Origin of the sequence: Butyrivibrio sp. AE3006 (assembly GCF_000424165.1) — a bacterium.
GTDB lineage: Bacteria > Bacillota > Clostridia > Lachnospirales > Lachnospiraceae > Butyrivibrio.
The window spans coordinates 108417-127669 of sequence record NZ_KE384146.1; the positions used below are offsets into that span (position 1 = coordinate 108417).

The 19253-nt window shown below is 40.9% G+C and carries 21 protein-coding genes; 2 read left to right on the forward strand and 19 right to left on the reverse strand.

Annotated elements, in window-relative coordinates; genetic code table 11:
- Positions 1-27 precede the first annotated feature (27 nt).
- The 19 genes from G603_RS0118510 to G603_RS0118600 form a co-directional block, all read right to left on the reverse strand.
- Positions 28-1755, reverse strand: a complete 1728-nt coding sequence (locus G603_RS0118510) for a MutS-related protein (protein WP_026671110.1) — start codon at positions 1753-1755, stop codon at positions 28-30.
- Positions 1756-1813: 58 nt separating this feature from the next.
- Positions 1814-2428: a hypothetical protein gene (locus G603_RS0118515; RefSeq protein ID WP_026671111.1), complete on the reverse strand. Its 615-nt coding sequence runs from the start codon at positions 2426-2428 to the stop codon at positions 1814-1816.
- 139 nt (positions 2429-2567) lie between these two features.
- Entirely contained in the window at positions 2568-3377 is an 810-nt protein-coding gene (locus G603_RS0118520) for a PrsW family glutamic-type intramembrane protease (RefSeq protein WP_026671112.1), read from the reverse strand.
- 57 nt (positions 3378-3434) lie between these two features.
- The gene (locus tag G603_RS0118525; protein ID WP_026671113.1) at positions 3435-4181 is read right to left on the reverse strand and encodes an ABC transporter permease; all 747 of its coding nucleotides are present in this window, start codon (positions 4179-4181) and stop codon (positions 3435-3437) included.
- Positions 4178-4909, reverse strand: coding sequence for an ABC transporter permease (locus G603_RS0118530; RefSeq protein WP_026671114.1), 732 nt, complete (start codon positions 4907-4909; stop codon positions 4178-4180). The genes G603_RS0118525 and G603_RS0118530 overlap by 4 nt, the downstream gene beginning before the upstream one ends.
- Positions 4906-5751: an ABC transporter ATP-binding protein gene (locus tag G603_RS0118535; RefSeq protein WP_026525136.1), complete on the reverse strand. Its 846-nt coding sequence runs from the start codon at positions 5749-5751 to the stop codon at positions 4906-4908. The genes G603_RS0118530 and G603_RS0118535 overlap by 4 nt, the downstream gene beginning before the upstream one ends.
- A gap of 26 nt (positions 5752-5777) precedes the next feature.
- Positions 5778-7943: a M13 family metallopeptidase gene (locus G603_RS0118540; protein ID WP_026671115.1), complete on the reverse strand. Its 2166-nt coding sequence runs from the start codon at positions 7941-7943 to the stop codon at positions 5778-5780.
- Complete coding sequence (locus tag G603_RS0118545; RefSeq protein ID WP_026671116.1) at positions 7943-8515, reverse strand: NAD(P)H-dependent oxidoreductase; 573 nt, start codon at positions 8513-8515, stop codon at positions 7943-7945. Before G603_RS0118545 ends, G603_RS0118540 begins: the two co-directional genes overlap by 1 nt.
- Before the next feature lie 10 nt (positions 8516-8525).
- Entirely contained in the window at positions 8526-9392 is an 867-nt protein-coding gene (locus G603_RS0118550; RefSeq protein WP_026671117.1) for a CPBP family intramembrane glutamic endopeptidase, read from the reverse strand.
- Between the two features lie 51 nt (positions 9393-9443).
- Positions 9444-10283, reverse strand: coding sequence for a CPBP family intramembrane glutamic endopeptidase (locus tag G603_RS0118555; RefSeq protein ID WP_026671118.1), 840 nt, complete (start codon positions 10281-10283; stop codon positions 9444-9446).
- Positions 10284-10454: 171 nt separating this feature from the next.
- Entirely contained in the window at positions 10455-10721 is a 267-nt protein-coding gene (locus G603_RS0118560) for a hypothetical protein (protein WP_155832719.1), read from the reverse strand.
- Positions 10675-11439, reverse strand: coding sequence for a hypothetical protein (locus G603_RS0118565; protein WP_026671120.1), 765 nt, complete (start codon positions 11437-11439; stop codon positions 10675-10677). Before G603_RS0118565 ends, G603_RS0118560 begins: the two co-directional genes overlap by 47 nt.
- 116 nt (positions 11440-11555) lie before the next feature.
- Positions 11556-12188: an alpha/beta hydrolase-fold protein gene (locus G603_RS0118570; protein ID WP_026671121.1), complete on the reverse strand. Its 633-nt coding sequence runs from the start codon at positions 12186-12188 to the stop codon at positions 11556-11558.
- Between the two features lie 60 nt (positions 12189-12248).
- Positions 12249-12962, reverse strand: a complete 714-nt coding sequence (locus tag G603_RS0118575) for a hypothetical protein (RefSeq protein WP_035794003.1) — start codon at positions 12960-12962, stop codon at positions 12249-12251.
- Positions 12959-13639, reverse strand: a complete 681-nt coding sequence (locus tag G603_RS0118580) for a fluoroquinolone export ABC transporter permease subunit (protein WP_026525143.1) — start codon at positions 13637-13639, stop codon at positions 12959-12961. Before G603_RS0118580 ends, G603_RS0118575 begins: the two co-directional genes overlap by 4 nt.
- Positions 13636-14481: an ABC transporter ATP-binding protein gene (locus tag G603_RS0118585; protein WP_026671123.1), complete on the reverse strand. Its 846-nt coding sequence runs from the start codon at positions 14479-14481 to the stop codon at positions 13636-13638. Before G603_RS0118585 ends, G603_RS0118580 begins: the two co-directional genes overlap by 4 nt.
- Positions 14482-14622: 141 nt before the next feature.
- On the reverse strand, positions 14623-15213 hold the full coding sequence (locus G603_RS0118590; protein ID WP_026525145.1) for a TetR/AcrR family transcriptional regulator: 591 nt from the start codon (positions 15211-15213) through the stop codon (positions 14623-14625).
- A 353-nt stretch (positions 15214-15566) separates the two neighbouring features.
- The gene (locus tag G603_RS0118595) at positions 15567-16274 is read right to left on the reverse strand and encodes a hypothetical protein (RefSeq protein ID WP_026671124.1); all 708 of its coding nucleotides are present in this window, start codon (positions 16272-16274) and stop codon (positions 15567-15569) included.
- Between the two features lie 123 nt (positions 16275-16397).
- Positions 16398-17444 carry a M42 family metallopeptidase gene (locus G603_RS0118600; protein WP_026671125.1) on the reverse strand — a complete coding sequence of 349 codons (1047 nt, stop codon included), beginning with the start codon at positions 17442-17444 and terminating at the stop codon, positions 16398-16400.
- A 289-nt stretch (positions 17445-17733) separates the two neighbouring features.
- On the opposite strand from G603_RS0118600, the gene G603_RS0118605 reads away from it, so the two are divergent.
- Complete coding sequence (locus G603_RS0118605) at positions 17734-18651, forward strand: Rpn family recombination-promoting nuclease/putative transposase (RefSeq protein ID WP_026525149.1); 918 nt, start codon at positions 17734-17736, stop codon at positions 18649-18651.
- Between the two features lie 119 nt (positions 18652-18770).
- A partial coding sequence (locus G603_RS0118610) for a transposase (RefSeq protein ID WP_035794044.1) occupies positions 18771-19253 on the forward strand: 483 nt, incomplete at its 3' end.

Sequence of the window (19253 nt, forward strand, 5' to 3'; positions counted from 1 at the left end):
TATTTCCTCCCTTTTATAGTGTGCTTATCAATCCTCGTTTTCAGACTCTTCTTCAAAATCTTCATCGTTCAGCAAATCGTAGGTAACACCGTATTTTTCTGCAATATCCGCAGCAAAGGACAGTCCTACCGGTGGTGCAAGACTGACTTTATAGGAGCGCACACCCTGCTCTGAATGAACGATAAGCGAAGCAGCCTTGAATCGGTCGCTTTCTTTGTTGAGTTCATCCACGTCGTATGCCAGCTTGTGCATATGGGTGTTGTATATTGTCCTGCAGCCCTTACCAAGCAAGGCCCTTGTGCAGTCCCTTGCTATGTAGTAGCCCTCTTCAAAGGATGTGGTTGAGAAGGTTTCGTTCAGCAGAATCAGGCTGTTTTCCGATGCATCGGTATAAATGGAGCGGAATCTCTTACACTCTTCGCCAAGTCTTCCAAGATCCAAAGTTTTGTCCTCATCCGCAGGGAAATGTGTGTAGATGGCATCTACAGGACGATATTCAAAGCTTGTTCCTGTTACATAGATTCCCCCCTGGGCCATGAAGAAAAGCTGTCCAATAGCCTGAGTAATTGTGGTCTTACCGCCTCTGTTGGCACCTGTCAGTAGATAAATGCAGTGTTCATCGCTAAAATCAAGGTCATTTCTTATAATATCTTCGATTTTCTCGATGTCCGAATCAAGAAGCTTCATATTGTAGACGCCAATAGAATTCATGGAAACGTCTGCATTTTCATCCATTATCACTTCCGGTTTGCAGAAGAAAAAGCCCTTATCCATGAGCTTTTCAATATGTTCTGCCCATCTGATATAGTAGATAAATTCAGGCATCAGATCTGTGATGTCTGTAATTGTGAGCATGGTGTATTTACCGAGAACATCCCTTAAATGCCTTGCTGTGTTACTAAGCATCCTTTCGGTGATCTCGTCCATGTATTTAGTGATGCCCCTTGTGGTCTCATCTGCTTCAGAGACATATTTGAGACTCATGAAGGCCATGGGGCTAAATGCAGGTATCACAAAGGATCCGTCCATAGCGTTCGGATTTTTGGCAGTGAATTCGTCAAATTTATAGTCGCCCTTCCACTCATTGCCGTTCTGGATGTTATCTTTTCCGGAAACCCTGTCAATAAAATGACTTACAATATGAGACTTGGTAAAGTGCTTGTTATTTATGGAAACAACGCCGATTCCGCAGGCTTCAAAGCGCTCGTTTAGGTTGATTCCTACTGTAACACTCTTAAGATTCTGCGTGTCCGCACGAAGAGCTTTTATGTCCTTTTTAAGGCCGTCATAGCCATTATCCGTGTAGAGTGCATGAACAAAATCACGAAGCTTCAAAAGGCCCTCGGACTTAATATCTGCATTCTTCAGGCACACATACATTGAATCGATGCACTGAATATAGTCATTAAGTTCCTCCAATCTGTGCACCAGGTCCCACACACCGGGCTCATGATCGTGGTCGTGCTTGTGACTTCCATACTCTCTAAGGAAATTTATTCTGTCAAAGAGTGTCACGATTTTATCGCGCATCTCCTTGTTTTTCATGATGTCATCGAATATCTCGCCTCTGTATCTGGCATTTTCAGGTGAATCCGTCATCATTTTCATGACGTTGTAGATGTAGGTCTGCTCATTTTTCTGAATTGTGAGTTTTGTAACGATGTTGTCCATGCCAATGTCATGGAGTGTTGTTTCACTTAATGTTTTAAAGTTGAGTTTCTGATTCGGAAACAAAAGACTAAGTTTTTCTGCCATTATTAATTCCCCGTAATATTATTTTTTTGTAATCGGCAAAAGTATATGTTTTTGACGCTTACTGTATATCCTCCAAAAGAACGCCGTCTCCGGCTATGGGCGTAACGCTTATACCCTCTCCTAAGTCATCATTCATCCACCTTTTGGGAATTACTGCAAAGGGTACGATCATGGGCAAAGCGCCCTTTTCAAGATCATTAACCGAGGTGGTTTCCCCTGATAATTCCAAAGTGGTCTGAATAGCTGCCACGCTCTCAAAGTCCCATATTTTCACAATAAGCTGCTTTAAATCCGCCATAATCTCAGGCTTATAGGAAAATCTACCGCCCTTTACCTGTATCAGCTCATCCTCCGGAATAATTATTATGAAATTAAATTCATCATCCTCCTTCACATTCAGGATGAACATCCGAACTTCAGAAAAGCTGCGGTAATCAAAGCACACCTGCCTGAAATCATGAGAATAATGCTCATCTACTCCGATTGAAAAGTCCTCAAGGAGCTTTTCTTCATTCCATGAGATAATCTCCTCAAGAGTTTCATCCATGAATTCCCTGTATCCCCCTGCAAATTTCAAGCCCTGAACCTGCAAAAGGTCTATGAAGTCAGCATAAATACCCTCATATATATCTTTTTTCCTGATGCTTATATCTATTGAAAAATAAGCCGGCATCTCTCGCTACCTCCCAAAATCCCGTAGATATCACTATTATATCAAGAAAAATGAAGATTTATGGAAAATAAATGGGATTTCGCACGCGAAATCCCAGTGGGTCATGTTTTTTATGTAACTAAAAGATATCAGGATATTTTTAAGCATTGGTATTCTCCTGATCTGTACTGTTTGCAGCCATGGAGGAAAGTGCTACAAGGTTTGCTGCATTTTTCTTAAGTCGTCTGAATATGTAGAACTGGAAAAAGAATATCGGAACTACTATGATCACTACCATGCCAGCACCAATATATACAGTTCTTTGTATTTCCTCTGTCATAGTCTCTACATTATCCCCGGCATGTATGAGCATGTTTGCTTCAAAAAAATCAAAAACAGTATGCCAAAACACAGGGACAAAATATGCAAGGAGGTATTCTTTTACTACAGACCCTCTGCCTGTTATTTTGTTATATCTGGCAAGTCCAAGATGTCTTCCCATGGCAAGCCCCAGCATCATATGCACTGTTATACCCGGCAACCTCATCAAAAGAACAGGAAGACTGCTACTATATACAAAGTCTTCTATAAGAATAAACCCGAATCCGACAGCACCTGCTACCAGCATATATTCATATACATTTCTAATTTTTTTCCTATAGATGCATAATACAATAAGCGTAATGATCAATTTTGCAAGTTCTTCATTCAGCGCTGCAGAAAAAAACGCATGATTGAAACTGGCAAGTAATAGAGGTCCATCTGTAGGTACAAACCCGGTTACAGCCTTGAATGCAAGACCGATTATCAGGAAAAAGACAAATGAAAGCGGCACCGATAAAAGTCCGAGTATTACCGGCAGCAAAGCTTGTCCTCTTGAAATTCTGTAATCTCCTTCCCAGGCAATCATATTCTTATAAAGAATCCCCACAATAATCAAACTTAGAACAAAACTGATAATCGATGTCATATTTTACCTCCTCATATTTTCATAATTATCCTCAAGATATCGCATATTTAAACTATTTCAGAAATCCAGTTCTTTTTTTCTAAAGAGCAAATATGCCAAAATAATGGAAATAGCACAGATCTTTGCAACATGCCAAAGAAGTGTAATAATTGCCGTGCCACCGGTAAGCAGCAAATCTACTTTTGCACATTCGAGGGCCTGTGAAAAAAAATGCCTGTCTATATGCCAATGATTGATCACAGGAATGACATTCAGCCCTCTCAGCAGTGTATCTCCAGCAAAAAGGAGGAATGCATCCACGAGTGTTGCATAGGCAACGTTCTTGCTCCAGAAAAGAATGATCATGGATATTGTTGCATAGCCCAGAACAATAAAAGCATTGGTTAGTATCGTGCTATATAAAAAGCTGCTTTCTGCTCCGTTCATCTTCGCTCCCATAATCAGACCTGTAATGGTGATAAAAAGTGTATAGATTCCATATGAAATAAAGGTTACGATTACGCAATTAATGAACTTGGCGATCAGGAGTCTCCTTCTTGAAATCCCTCTTCCAATAAGGCACTGCATCGAATTTGACGTGAACTCATCGGCATATACACTCACGTATATGGCTATTCCTATAAACAGATTCATTGTGTTTATAGCTGTTCCCTGACTGGAAGCAAATGAAAATCCACTCATCCCGCCGCTACCTTTTGATTGAATAGTCCAAAAGAGTGAAATAATGAGGCAAATTCCAAGTACAATCCAATATGACGGTTTTCTCAGGATTCTTTTCACATCTGCAAAAATTAGATTTTTCAAAAGTCAAACTCCTTTCTCCGGAAAAAATAAGTCGTAATCGCCAGTGCTGCAAAAAGATAACAGACAGCTGGCAGAAGCTGCCAGGGAGCCGCTCCCACTTCTATTCCGGTATATGCCCAATCCAGCAACCCGTCAAAGGTATAATCATATAATGAAAGAGAAGAAAAAAATTCTACTATGTTAAACACCAGTTTAAATATGGCCGTAAACGCGATACATGCGATAATACCAAGAACTGTAGAACCGGAAATGTACATGATCATGGCGGAAAAAACAATGTAGCCAAAATGTCTAAGCCACCTCAGGATGATATATATAATAAGATTCACCTGTTGCTGCGGGCTTAATACGATTGCCGATTCTGTATTTATTACAATAAGAGCCGCTACAATTATGACCAGATAAAGGCAAAGAAGTAAAATGGCAGCATCAAGAAGCTTGGCGATTATGAGCTTGTCCCTGGTAATACCATGACCAAGCACAGTCTGCATCGATTTTGAAGACAACTCATGTGCAAAAACAGCATAGAACGTGGGAAAGACTATGAAAAGAGCTATAGGCGCCCCGCTAAGTGATTTCTGCACACCATTTATCAGTCCGATTGAACCATCATTTACAACACCTTCAAGAACTGTATATGAGATGTAGATCAGCGCAAGCAAAAGACCAAAGTAAATAAGGCCAACCCGAAAGATACGTTTCAAATCTGCTCTTAACAAATTTCTCATTCTGCTGATCCTCCAATGAGTTCAAAGTAATAGTCTTCCAGAGTAACTTTCTCTTTTCCTTCCTTTAGGACATCAATACCATTTTCCGCAAGAATACTTTTGGCTCTTTCCAGATTACCGGCAGAAACTGTCAGTTCTACCTCAGGGCGCTTTGCAGAAAGATCATCCTGTGTGATTTCTTTTGCTATAACTCCATTATGTACTATGCCGAAGCGATCTGCGGTATTTTCCAGTTCACCAAGAATATGGCTCGACACTATGACAGTCATACCAAACTCATCCCTGAATCGCCGTATCATGTGGCGAATATCAGCTATACCCTGAGGGTCAAGACCGTTGGTCGGCTCGTCAAGTATGAGAATATCAGGATTGCCAAGAATTGCATTGCCTATTCCAAGACGCTGTTTCATTCCAAGGGAATACCCCTTGGCTTTCTGATTTTCTTTACCATCGACGAGACCCACAACCTTCAGAACACGATCCACCTCCTGCTTCAGCGCTTTTCCCCTGATACCCTTTGCAGCTGCATAGTATTCAAGATTTGCTCTCCCGGAAAGATATCCATAGAAATTGGAGCCTACGAAAAATCCAACCTTTGACCTGTTTTCAAACAGCTCTTTTCGATTCTGCGAGCCGTCTATAGAAACACTGCCGGAAGTGTATTCCGACAATCCAAGAATCATCTTGAATATCGTGGTTTTTCCTGCACCGTTTTTGCCCACGAGACCATAGATGTCACCTTTATTAACCTGCATAGTGACGCCTTTTAGTACGTCATGCTTTCCATAGCTCTTGATTATGTTATCAAGCCTTATTGCTGCATTTGAAATCTCTGATCCCATAATTAGACTCCTTCCTGAATAAGACATCACCAGACATTGACTCTTCTATCCGGGCTTAAGTACATTCCATCTCCCGGCTTAATATCATAGGTTTCGATGAATTCATCATATTGCTGAAGCATAATGTTTATTCTGTAGAATGGAAGGGGATGTATATCACCTCTCATTGTTCCAAGCTCATTTTCCTTAGTTGTCTGCTGCGCATATTGCCTTGCAAAAGCTCTGAAAAACTCGTCATAATCAAAATCAGGCCATTCCCTTGCCACATATAGAACTGACTTGATGCCTCCCATATCAGCTATGGCTTCATCTTTTATAATGCTTCCATTCACTTTCTGTTGCCCGGGAATAGGTCTTGCCAGTGAGAAATAACCAGCAAGCATTGATCCCTTTTCATCCATCTTTGACCTGTCCTCTACAGCCATCCAGTCAATGGCAGTTATATTTTCATCAAACTGCCGCCCATACAGATCAAACTTTGTTCCATTAGAATCAAAGCCATGAGTTATCTCATGACCAATAGTAGTTCCTACGATTCCCGCAAACTGCTCAATTGATGAATCCTCTCTGAATGCAGCATCGCACATAGCTAAATAACCCGCCATTATATAGATGCCGTTTTCGGTTGTATAATACACACAGTTAACCTCTGTAGTAGTTCTATCTGCGTCATAAATATCCCACTTGAATCTGTCCCAATCCGGACTCTTACTTATAGATGCCCTGTGAGCTTCCACTACACGCCTGCCTTCAGCAGCAGCCTCAACAAGGTTGCCTCCTTCTTCGTAGGATTTTATTTCTGCCAGGGAATAGTCCGCAACATTATCAGGCTTTATGAGGTGCAGCGCCATATTTTGCAATTTTTCTTTTGCAGCAGTTTTTGTATCATCTGACATCCAGTCTTCTTCATCAAGTATTTGCAAATAAGCCTTTATCAGTGCATCAGTAAATTCTTTTACCTGATCTGTTTTTTCGCTGCCCTTAAAATATTTTTCCAGGTATAAAGTATCCAATAATGGAAGAAAGCCGCAGATTTTCATATCATTTCTAAAGAGAACGCTAAGCTGCCCATCTGATAATCCCTCATGGTTGCCGGTGCTTGGCATATAAAGCATGGCCATCTTTTCATATGATTCGCGGTCATAAAGATACTTGGTCGAATCAATGGTATGGACTATAAGAAATGACTTGATATCCTTAAGATTCTTTTCGGTATAAATACCGGACAGAGACTTAAGATATGTATAATCCACATAAAAACTATCGCATCCCGAATAGCCTCTGCTATCCAGTATCTGTAAGAGCGGATAGTCCCCCTGCAGGGCACCTATCCCCTCTCTGTTATTTTGTGCCTGTGTAAACATTTCTCTTATGCCGAAGTTATCTATATTACTACTTCTTGCGATAAAAGTTTCTATTCTGTAATTGCCTTTTAAGGTATCTTTGATCTCTTTTTCAGAAAAACCAAGTCTTCCAAGATAATATCCAATTACATCATCGCATCTTTCCTTTGCTGATAATGTGCTACTTGTATATTGCACATATGAAGAGGCAGATCCGAGGGAAAGATTTGGAGCCTTAAGATTTAATGTACTCTTGTCCGGGAACTGCAATTGTACTCCTACGGATTCCGGTATTAGTAACCCAAGGCCAAAGGGGTTTCTCGTGGTGCTTCCCTGATATTCTGTAAGGTCACTTATAGAAGATATGCTCTGTATGTCTGAAATGTATTTTTTTAGTGGTTCTACACCAAGCTTATTTCTCTCATTCCAATCAGAGTGCAGCTTTATCAGGGTTTTGTATTTTAAAGCATTGTCATCTGTCATAGTATCATCAGAGGCAATCGCCATACACCTTTCATATACCAGCTTGGATGCATCAAGAACTATACTGGCCTCTTCATAAGCAGGATCCATAACCGCAGACAAAATATAGTCTTTATTCGCAGCCGCAGCAAAGTCGTCCTGAAGACGTATGTTATCTTCCTGCTTGACCATGCCGGAAACGTCAGAATCAACCCATTTTCCTCCTCCGGGCACTCCGGAAAGATCTGAATTTTCTACTTCCTGAGAAGATATGTCAGAGCCTGCCTTGCTTTCTTTGATTCCACATCCGGCAGACATTATAGCCAAAGCAGTCAAAAGTATCACTGAAGTAGTTTTTCTGAATGCATTCCATCTTTTGCCTATCATTAGCTGTCCTTCTCCTTTTTGAGTTTAATGTTACTTATAGCTTCATCCATGATGGCCGGGACATCTGCCCCCACAATATCAAGACCGATTGCCTTAATTATTTCCACATTTTTAATCCCATAAAAATTCTGGGCAAGTGCTTTTATATAGCCAAAACCAAACTCCCAAGGGACATAATCCCCGCCAGCCGTCATGACATAATAAAGCTCATTTGCATTGCACAGGCCTTTGGGTATTCCTTCAGGTGTGTATTCAAAGGTAACTCCGGTTACATTTATGGCTTCGATATATTGTTTCAACTTAGCAGGAAAAGACAGATCCCAGAAAGGTGCAGCAATTACGATTGTATCCGCTGCTGCAAACTGCCTCGCTAAGGCAAACATATCGTCACCAAAGGCACCTTTCGATATCAGATCATCTCTCTTTTTCAGGTAATCCTCATCTGTCACAGCAAAAGAAATCTCTTCCAATGCTACATGAACAGCCTCTTCATTTAGTTTTGCCAACAGAGCTTCTGCAAGCCTTTTAGTCCTCGAATGTGTTCTGACACAAGCATCTACAAATAGAATCATATCAGTTGTTTTACTCCTTTATCTTACCACCAAGGAAAACTATCACTACGATAAATACCCCCTGAACAAGGGCGTCAAATACAAGGTCTGATATATTTAGATTGGTTGAAACTGTCTGTATCCCGAAACCATTTATGATATATAAGGTTACATTGTTCAGAATATGATAAGCACAGGATGCCTCAAGGCCCCCGCTGATATATACCATAACTCCCATGAGAATTCCGGATATGAGTACAGATAGTTTTCCGGTGATATTATATGGATGGATTACGGCAAAGGGGACCGACTGAAGAACGATCGAAACGATCGTAATTCTTGTCCACCCGCCAAATGTCTGCATCAGAAGCCCTCGAAAAATATGTTCCTCCGCGCTGCATTGACAGAATCCCAGCACCACGCAAATGATAAAGCCGGCTACGGTAAAATGAATCTCCCCTGTAGCTTCACCTTTGATGAAAGAAGAGATTATCAGAGGCAGAGCGACAACGATCAATCCCATCACAAAATATATCAGGAAATGCCGCATTCTCCATTTACCGGTGACGGACTGATATGAGCCAAACGGTCTGTAACCCACGACTAAAGTGGCAAAAAAGAGTGCAGGTAATGAAACAGCAATACTTCCAATGTTCATGATGGCACCGACAGGTGAATACATATCTACGGTGTCATACCCACCGCTATTTCCGGAAAGTATTTCTCCCAGACTTATTCCTGACAACTGTCCCGCCAGTAAAGCCATCAATAACACAATTCCTAACAGCACTGCATAAAATACTATGGTAAGCAGAATGACCTGAAGCGGTTTGAACCATCTATATCCTTCATATTCTCTGCCAAATAGCACAAAATTTGGGCCTTCGTCTCTCTTCATACACACGCATTTCCTTTATCTGTTAAATGCATAACTAATGGAGACTTCAGTCTAACAGCTCCACTTTTCCTTCCAAAGTTTCATGATCTGCGGATAGTGCTTGGGCGATAACAGGATCAATGAAGTCACTATTCCAATCGCAGATGCCACAAGATTAACCCAATCACTTGCAACCAGCTGTGTCGAAAGACCACCTGTTGAAGAATAGTAACCGTTAATAAGTCCGGCAAAGTCCAGTGTGAAGTGCGCAATCGTTACAACCCACAGATTAGCAGTACGTAAATATACCGCACCCAAAATTGCGCCAACTCCGACACAATAAACTAACTGAAAAATACCTGCTACAGGATTTCCTGCTGAAAAGATATTGGATATATGTACACCGGCAAATAATAATGTTGACAGCCAGAATATAATTCTAATCTGCTTCTCAGACTTGATCGTTCTCATATAGTTGGCTATACCGAGACCTCTGAATGCTGCTTCCTCTGTAAATGAGGGCGAAAGAGCGGATAAAAATGCAACAAGCACATTGCCAAATCCAAATGTATAAAGATCAATTGCAGCACCTACATAATCGACAATAAGGAAAGGGAGCATAACCACAATGCCCCACAAAAAACCTTTCCCGCCAAGAACGCCTTTGAAATCAGGCCTGAACCAAAGTGTAAATATAATAACTGCTAACATAACACATATAGCGGCTCCGATACCGGACGCAGATATTACTGTTGAACCAAATCCGGACATTTCTTTTGCATAACCCGGTATTACATTTGAAAGCGGTTTGTCTATCAGGCTTGCACCAATAGATGAAAAAAACATAACAAAGATTATAAGAACAAAATATCCGATAATTGAATGATCTAAAATGGTATGTTTTCTGGTCATTGGTCGATTCCTCCTGTAAAAAACATCACGCATAATTGAATTTATACTATATATTCATTGTATTAGATATCGACTGATTAAGTCTACTTTGCAAGATGAATTTAGACTTATTTCAGAAAATCTTTATATTGAATAAAAAAGAAAGCCCCAAATAAACTTAGGGCTTTCCCGTCAGACTTCCTCATCCTCAAATGTAGATGAAAGCGGCTCTTCCTCAGGCTCGATCACCTCTGTTGCAGCTGTTTCTTCTGAGGTTACATCTTCAGTTACATCAGCGTTTTCTGCAGATGTCTCCTCTTCAATGATTTCTTTTTGCTCACGTTCAATTGCAGCCTCCGGCTCTGCGGTGCTCTCTGCTGCTCCGCATGCTGCAAGCTGCAATGCAAGTATACTATAATTCGTAACCCTTGGATTTGAGTACTGTGCATTTGTCTGCAAAAATCTCATTACAGATGCGAAGTTCCAATTCCTGTCTATGCTGCAGATGTTTTATCAGCTCTTCTTCTCCGCTGACTCCACGCTTTTTTGCATAGGGGCAATCATTAAAATATCCCATCATCAACGGAAACCAGAGTTCATTCCCTTTATCATCCGACCTTTCTTTTCTGATAACATCGATATTTGCCTTTACATCGTCTGTTTTCAGATAGTAGATGTGGTAATCTTTTCCATCAAGGGCTTCTCTTACTTCCTTATAAAAGTCCACAATCTCATCATCTGTCATCACACGGAAAAGGATCATATCCTCAACTGTGTTCTGCAAAAGTGAACACTCAAAGATGGATTTGTCTCCATTCCAGCTGCGATATCTGCCAAGTACTATCTCCTTGAACTCAGCTAAATCCCTTCGTCCGTTGTAAATCTCATACTGCTCAAGATCCTTATGAAAACCGGGAACATCAGTGAGTATCTGAGTATAGCACACTACCATCTTCCCGTTTTCTTCAAAGCTCTTGGGCTCGATCATGGATTTGATCTCACTGTATTTTTCCAGAATTTCACTGTACTTCTCTTTACTTATATAAGCGCACCATGCCAGCTCAACAGGAGAATAATCCCCTTCTCGCACTGCCTTAAAGTCCGGGTGCTTTTCCGAAAGCTTCCCTACTAAAGTGCTTTTTCCACTTCCCTGTAATCCTTCAACAAAATAGTTCATTATTTCTCCTCTATACTCATTTATTGGCTTCCTGCCATCCATCAAAAGGCTATTACCCCTTAAATTTGCCTCTGTAACTGTGTCTTAAGTGAATTGCATCTAATATTTCCATATTCTTACACCTCCTGTCCCAAAATCCATGCAAAACCTTTGGCGCTTCTTAAATCCGGATCTCTGAAATGATTACCCTCATTCCATTCGAGAGTGCAGTTTACTTTCTTTTCATTGAGAAAAGCCTGTGCCCCACGGATTCTGTCTCCGACTGTAGCCATCACAGGATTCCTTGCCTTCTCCTCCTTGTTGCCAAGGCTCAGGTAGACATTCTTACACTTAATCTCCTGCTCCTTCATATAATCATCAAATCCGGGAAACCACATGGAAGGCGAAACAGCCGCAACGCCTTTAAAAAGGTCTGTTTGATATACAGCCCAAAGCGCAAAAAGCCCCGCCAAAGAATAGCCACCTATGTAGTAGCTCTTTGATTCATCCTTGCAATAATCCAGAATCTCTGCCAGGGTATCCTCTGCACCTTCGCCAAAATCCTCGTTTCCGAAAACGGCCGGGGCTTTCCATGGAGAAAGGTCGCTATTCCAGCTATCTACCTGAAAAGCGACCAGTAAGAAATCTTCCCCCGTCTTCTCTTTGATCATTGCAATTTCGTTTTCTATCACCTCAAGGTCATGGCCATCTACAGGCTGCACAAGTACCTTAGAAGCTGACTTATCCCCAAATTCATAGACTTTTTTCAAAGGAACTCCCCTCCCGTAAACTATGATAGTTATCTAAAAAGCGTCTACTCCATTATATCCCTATCTTATCTTTACCTCCAGTTTTCTCTTTAAAACTAAAATCCACACGCCGGAGACCATTACCGCAACCGGCAGAAAAAATGGCTGCTTCTCCGTAACCTGTGCGCCTGTCCAAAAGGATGGCATAAAGGCCAACAGGTAACCGTAGGGTTTTGGCATAACATATGGAACTACGGCTCCAAGCATAAGTAGTGATGAAATCTTAGTAAGGGCCATCCCCTCCAGTTTATTGGAAGAAAGCGTCACTACCAGCATGGATATTATGATCGCCTGTAACGTTCCCCCAAGCGCCATTGAAAACATTTCAAATGCTGACAGCTTTGATATAGAAAAAATCGGCAAAACCGCCATGGTTACCACAAATGAAGCTGCCGCAGGGATCACTATTCGGGAGACAAAATAACCGCTTCGCCCAAGCTCCGTCACGAAAAGATACCTGTCTATGTGATCGTCGTGCTCCTCCAGCATTACCATTGCCGCGATAAAGCAAAACATTACAGGCGTTATTGAAGCATAGAAAATGTCAAAAAGGCTGTAATAGGGCTTAAGAACCGCATTTGTGCCAATAGCGTTCGTAAGTAACTTTTCTATATAGGGAATCCCCAGGCGGATGACCACGCCAATCAAAAATGGCAAAATTCCCGCAGCAAGAAGCATCATGTCCTCTCGCACGAATCTTAACATGTGAAAAAAACTAATCTTTACAGCTCTCATATCTTCACCCCACCCTGCTCCTGCCACATTTTCTCTACGCAGCGGCAGGCTGCATAAGCCAGAAATCCAATCAATATAAGTGTTAAAAGAATCCCTATTACAGAAATCCCACTACCAGCCACCATTTCCATGCAGGCACTTGCAGGATAAATCCTTCCCCAGACTCCGGACACCCCAAACAGGTGCAAAATAGCCGGAACAAAGCCAAATATCTCCACAGGAATAGTAAGCAGGAGAAACTGGTTAAGACTGGAGGTTTTGGTTGCAACAATCACGCCAAACAGCGTAAAAACCGATCCTGCCAAAAAGGTGCCAAAAAGCGCCAGCCCAAGGGATTTTGTGCCTGAAACTATAGATAAAACCGCTGCTACCACCAGAGCAATGGCATTTAATGACAGTACCTTTGAACTGACATATTCAAAGGCCTTAATGGGTGTTATGGCCATAAATGATGTAACTCGCTGGCTTTTTTCAAGAAGTACGATGGCTCCCATGAAAAACAGTCCCATAGCCGCAGGATCAGAAAAGATCAGCATTGCTGCGACCTTACTTTTTACTGATGAAGGCAGAGCAAAAAGTACCGCCATATAAAAAATCGTAAGAAACCCATATAGCAGGTAAAAGCCGTACCTTGCCTGAAATCTCATATCCCAGGCGAGAAGATTTCTAAATCTCATACAAGAGTCCTCCCTGTTATTTCAATGAAAATGTCGTTTAATGTAGGCTCGCTGCTGTGTATGGACTGCAAGCGGTTTTCTGCTATAAGCTGTCTTAGCTTTTCATCTCCAGATACCGCATCTAACTCGCAGGTCGCCGTCTGCTCACTGCCATCAATCCATGAATATGTGATTTTCGCAGCTCCCTTGGACATTATCAGATTGTGAGGAGTATCCAGCGCATAAATCTGACCTCCCACAATAAATGCCACTCTATCACAAAGCTCAGTGGCATCCTGCATGTTGTGAGTAGTAAGAAGTATAGTTTTGCCTCTCTTCTTTTCTTCAAGAATCACGTCCTTCATGAGCCTGCTGTTGGTAGGATCAAGACCACTTGTGGGCTCATCCAGGAAAAGCAGCTCCGGATCATGTATCAGAGCCTTTATGAAATTCAAGCGGCTTTTCATGCCCTTTGAATAATCTGAAACCCGTTTATCAGCGTCGTTCTCAAGTCCAACTGATACAAGAAGGTCGTCTATACTCCGCGCCTTCCTCTTATACAGAGATGAGAAAAATTCGAGATTTTCTCTGGCAGAGAGCTTTTCATACATGGTTGAATACTCAAAATCAACGCCTATTGACTGATAGAAATCAGAATCATGCTTCTTACACTCAACTCCTCCCACCGTGGCAGAGCCCTCATACCCCGGAAGCATTCCGAGAAGGATTTTCTGCAGAGTGCTTTTTCCGGCACCGGAAGGCCCAAGAAATCCAAAGATTTCGCCCTTTTCCACACTGAAATTCATATTTTGAATAAATGGTTTTCCGGTGTAACTAAAAGTAAGATTTTTTACCTGTATCATGGTCATCTCCTCATATCTTTTTGACTACTTTCGAATAAACAGTCAATAAATGCTTTTATTTAAAGCCCGACGAGTCGCCGGACCTTATTATTTTATGGTTAGCCAATTCTGATAGCCTGACCCTATCCTCTTCTTGAGCTATCACATTATCTGCTTCACTACTCCGTAAATCAGCATCCTCAAGGCCTCATCATAACTTTCTTCTCCAATATCCGCCTTATGCAAAGTAGCGAAATATATTGCATGAAAAGCTGCACTTATGGCCTTAACGTCCACCTTCTTTTTCATAGGGAACATGGCAAGCATCTTCTCGATAGTGCCTGTATCCTCCTGAAGATGTGCTTCAACCACTTCTCTTGGAAGCTTTCGCACAAGAAGCTCCACCTCGTCAGTGTTAAGAAGCCTTAAAATGGGCATCTCCTCAGTCTTTTTAAAAAAATCAAAGATCAGATCAGTAAAAGTATCAGCCGACATATCCTTTACGGAAATCTTCGAAAGCGCCTGTGCCAAACCATTATTTATGGCATCGTGCTGTTCCTGTATTACTTCGAACAGGAGTATCTCTTTTGATTTATAAAAAAGATAAAATGTTCCCTTGGGAATATTCACCCTTTTAACAAGCTCATCCACTGTGGTTCGGCGAACTCCATATTGAGCGAGGCACTTTGCTGCTTCTTCCTTCAAGCGCCTTATGATATATTCTCTTTCCTCATCCGAATAACACTTAGGCAATTTCTTTTCACATCCTTTTTGACTAATTTTGTTTATATGGTCAATATAACTCCGGTTAGATTTCTTGTCAATGTTTTTTGTGATATTTAAATATTCCAATAGCAGGCATCTCTGGTCCACTTCAGACTTAGATATAAATTGACATCCTAACCATTCTGTTATATTATCTCAATAATATTTAACTATATTTATTTTAGGTATTTTTAAATGAATAGATAGGGAGATTCAGATGGATATCAATGGAAAAGAACTTGTAAACGAACTAATTTACCAGTAACCGGGCAATTCACTAATGTGGGCCTATAAACTCTTCTAAATTATGAACAAAGCCGGGCATTAAACCCGGCTTTAAATCAAATAACTGTAAGTAATTTCTTATCGATGCATACTGACGCTGCGAAAACTTTTTCTGCAGAATCCTCAAAAAGCACTCTGATCTTGCCCTCAAGAATGGCTTTAACTGTGCCTTTTCCATACTTTTTATGTGATACGACGCATCCTTCAGGGATTACATTCTTGATCTCGTCATCGGTAAGCTCCGGAAGCGAAGGCTTCTGAATGGGAACAACCTTCTGTACAAGAGGCCTTGACCCTGTCATGGTCTTAACCTTTTTAGGCTCCTTGCTTTCAAGGTAGTTCTCGCAGAGACAATCAAGAACAAACTCAAGATTCTCATTGGTAAAGAAATAGATGACGTGAGACAGCTTCTTCTCATCAGGATTCTGAAGCAGTCCTTTATTACCATTTCTGATAAACAATATTGCCTTACTTGAAACCTCTTCATACTGAGCTACAAGCATCTCAAGCGCTTCTTTTTTGCTCTCCTTGAGCACTATGCCAAGATTAGCGGCATCTGCCTTTCTCATAAGAAGGTTATAGTCCTTCTCTGTAGCATAGAGAACGTAACGGCTCTGCATTACAGTCTTTACATGCAGTGATGAACCATTTTTGGCAAACTGCCAGATGAACTTATCTTTAGCTCCCTCCCTCTCATACTGATCAAGCTTTCTCTCTTTGATCAGGTCACAAACTTCTTCATAAATATACAGTGTATTGTTCATGGTTTTTCCTCGCTAAAAATATAAGTCAGAAAACCCATTATACACTTTTGGTGTTTTTATTCCATTACCAATTTTTTCCAAAAAAATCTGCAATATTTTCCTTCGAATCAGCAATACGTCAATTTACAGGGCATACTCGATCAAAAGACGAAGCACATTCTCTGCGCCGTCTCTGTGGCTTCTCTCATAGCCATGGGAAGCATAAACGCCTGCTCCGATAAGTCCGTGCTTTAAGTCGTTGCCGGCTTCAAGAGTAGCTTCAACATCGCTTCCATAGTGGGGATAGATATCGACAGCATAATCTGCACCGCTCTTTTTAGCTGCTTCAACCAGACCCTTTACGATCTCATAGTTGTAGGGGCCACCGCTGTCCTTAGCGCAGATGGAAACCTGCTTCTCTGTGCAGGTAAGGCCATCGCCAACACATCCCATATCTACAGAAATAGCTTCTGTGCAGCCCTCGGGAACGCTTGCGCATCCGCCGTGTCCAACCTCTTCAAATACCGTGATATGAGCATAAAGCGCTCTCTTGGGAGTGATCTTTTTCTCACTGATATACTTTGCGAGTCCAAGTAAAATTCCAACGCTGAGCTTATCATCAAGGAATCTTGACTTGATATATCCGGTCTTTGTAACCCTCACATTGGGCTCAAAGCAAACAAAATCGCCCACTGAAATACCAAGCTTCTCAGTATCTTCCTTGCTCTTAACGTCCTCATCAAGAACAACCTCGCAGTTTTCCCAATCTCTCTTGGTATCGTTATATTCTCCGTTTACATGAAGGGACGCATTATTAAGCTGGAAGGTACCCTCATAAATTCCGTCAAATTTGGTCACAACGCGAACATTCTCTGTCTCTGCGTTGTTGGGATTCATACCGCCAAGGTTTGTTAGCTGCAGTCTTCCGTTATCCTTGATAGTTGCAACCATTCCGCCAAGGGTGTCTGCGTGAGCCTCAAGTAAAAGACCGTTTTTCTTATCCTTACCTGTCAGGTCCACAACGACGCCTCCCTTATTGGTCTTAGTAGCCTTAAAACCGAGCTTTTCAAATTCTTCCTTCACCCAGTTTGCGGCTTCTTCGGTATAACCTGTAGGTGAATCAATATTAAGAAGTTTCGTGGTCTCTTCCACTATAAAATCTGTGTATTTGTTTAATTGTACTTTTTTCATGTTCGCATCTCCTGTCCAAAATATTTAGTCTACATAAGTATATACCTTTATTACGAAAAATGCGCCAAAAATCACACATCTGTCACCTGAAATTAAGGATTTTCTTAAGATTCTTAAGTTTCCGCATTTTTCCTTAATATTTTCTTAATTCGCTTTTCTTTTCAATCCTACTCTGATATATTCGCTTGTGCAGTCAATTTCTCAGACTTGCATTTCATTTGGCAGATTGCCAATTTCCCCAGACTTTACCGGTATTGTTAAGTTATAAAATTAGTTTGAAAGGAAAAGAATGGAAAATAAGAATTATAAATTCATGTCTGCCAAAGGCAGACTTCAATACAACATGACTAATGACTATATGTTTCGTATAGTTCTGCAGAAAGACCGCGAAACTTTGATCGGACTTATATGCTCTGTTTTGCATTTGTCCAGAGATGAAGTTGATGATGTGATTATTGAAAATCCCATCACCCCGGGCGAAGCTATTGATGATAAGGAATATCAGCTTGATATCTACGTATCTCTCAATAACAACACCTATATAAACCTTGAGATGCAGGTACTAAACTATAACAACTGGCCTCTGCGCTCTCTTGCATATCTAAGCCGAAAATTCGACAACCTCCACAGAGGCGAGGATTACTCTGTAATTAAACCCGTTTATCAGATTGGCTTTTTGGACTTTACTTTGTTCGAAGACCATCCTGAATTTTTCGCAAGATATCAGATGCGAAACGCTCGTGACGGCTATCTTTATACTGACAAGTTCAATCTTCTGGTGGTAGAATTAAATCACACAGATATGGCATCAGACGAAGATAAACAGTACGGTATTGATGTCTGGGCAAGACTTTTCAAAGCCAATAGCTGGGAGGAAATCAAGATGATCACAAAGAATAATCCTTCACTTAGTTCTACAGCTGAATCAATTTATTTATACAACTCCGATGAGCAGGTTCGTGAGCTGTGCAGAAGGCGTGAGGACGCCATAGCACACGAAGCTTTCCAGAAGAAAAAGATTGAAGAACTGACTTCCGAGAATGCGTCCCTTACATCTGAAGTCGAGTCTCTTTCCTCTAAGAACATATCTCTTGTCTCTGAGAACGAATCCCTTGTCTCTGAGAACGAATTACTACACTCTGCTATTTCTGATAGAGATGCAAAATTGCAAAAGTATATAGAATTATATGGTGATTTGGATCAATAAATACAGTGCATTTATACCTCATTAAGAAAGGGGCTGTGAAATAATAAGCCCATGAAAAAAAGAGAAGTAATAGCTGGAAACAGCCGATTACTTCTCTTTTTTCATGGTAAAATATTACCATGAACAATCAAACCAATTCTTATAATACTATAAATCAGGGCGTTTTACCATTTTTTATTTCAGATTGCTTGGATATCTGTGATCCGGTTTTTACTTTTGACGAACTCGTGGGAGGCATGAATCTTGAAAAGTATCTGAAAAATGTGCCAGAGCATAAGCTTGGCAGAATCAGATATAATCCAGTCAAAATGCTGAAAACCGTACTATTCGGTTTTATGAGTGAAGGATATATTTCACTAAGAGGACTTCAAGAAAACTGTAGGGTTAACATTCGATTTATGTATCTTATGGACAGAGAAACTCCTTCTTACAGAACCTTCAGCTATTTCATAAACGATGTGTTGAAGGATTCAATAGAGGATATTTTCAATGATATTAATCAGGAAATATTCAGCAGGCATAAAGTTGACCTGAATCATCTTTATATTGATGGTTCGAAGTTTGAAGCTAATGCTAACAAATATACTTGGGTATGGAAGAAG

Coding starts and splice junctions, on each gene's coding strand:
- G603_RS0118535 (WP_026525136.1), bottom strand. CDS start 5,751: ATGGGATCAGAGATTTCAAATGCAGCAATAAGGCTTGATAACATAATC.
- G603_RS0118515 (WP_026671111.1), bottom strand. CDS start 2,428: ATGCCGGCTTATTTTTCAATAGATATAAGCATCAGGAAAAAAGATATA.
- G603_RS0118580 (WP_026525143.1), bottom strand. CDS start 13,639: ATGAGATTTAGAAATCTTCTCGCCTGGGATATGAGATTTCAGGCAAGG.
- G603_RS0118585 (WP_026671123.1), bottom strand. CDS start 14,481: ATGATACAGGTAAAAAATCTTACTTTTAGTTACACCGGAAAACCATTT.
- G603_RS0118540 (WP_026671115.1), bottom strand. CDS start 7,943: ATGATAGGCAAAAGATGGAATGCATTCAGAAAAACTACTTCAGTGATA.
- G603_RS0118565 (WP_026671120.1), bottom strand. CDS start 11,439: ATGAACTATTTTGTTGAAGGATTACAGGGAAGTGGAAAAAGCACTTTA.
- G603_RS0118530 (WP_026671114.1), bottom strand. CDS start 4,909: ATGAGAAATTTGTTAAGAGCAGATTTGAAACGTATCTTTCGGGTTGGC.
- G603_RS0118555 (WP_026671118.1), bottom strand. CDS start 10,283: ATGACCAGAAAACATACCATTTTAGATCATTCAATTATCGGATATTTT.
- G603_RS0118510 (WP_026671110.1), bottom strand. CDS start 1,755: ATGGCAGAAAAACTTAGTCTTTTGTTTCCGAATCAGAAACTCAACTTT.
- G603_RS0118545 (WP_026671116.1), bottom strand. CDS start 8,515: ATGATTCTATTTGTAGATGCTTGTGTCAGAACACATTCGAGGACTAAA.
- G603_RS0118575 (WP_035794003.1), bottom strand. CDS start 12,962: ATGAGAGCTGTAAAGATTAGTTTTTTTCACATGTTAAGATTCGTGCGA.
- G603_RS0118600 (WP_026671125.1), bottom strand. CDS start 17,444: ATGAAAAAAGTACAATTAAACAAATACACAGATTTTATAGTGGAAGAG.
- G603_RS0118595 (WP_026671124.1), bottom strand. CDS start 16,274: ATGAACAATACACTGTATATTTATGAAGAAGTTTGTGACCTGATCAAA.
- G603_RS0118605 (WP_026525149.1), top strand. CDS start 17,734: ATGGAAAATAAGAATTATAAATTCATGTCTGCCAAAGGCAGACTTCAA.
- G603_RS0118550 (WP_026671117.1), bottom strand. CDS start 9,392: ATGAAGAGAGACGAAGGCCCAAATTTTGTGCTATTTGGCAGAGAATAT.
- G603_RS0118520 (WP_026671112.1), bottom strand. CDS start 3,377: ATGACATCGATTATCAGTTTTGTTCTAAGTTTGATTATTGTGGGGATT.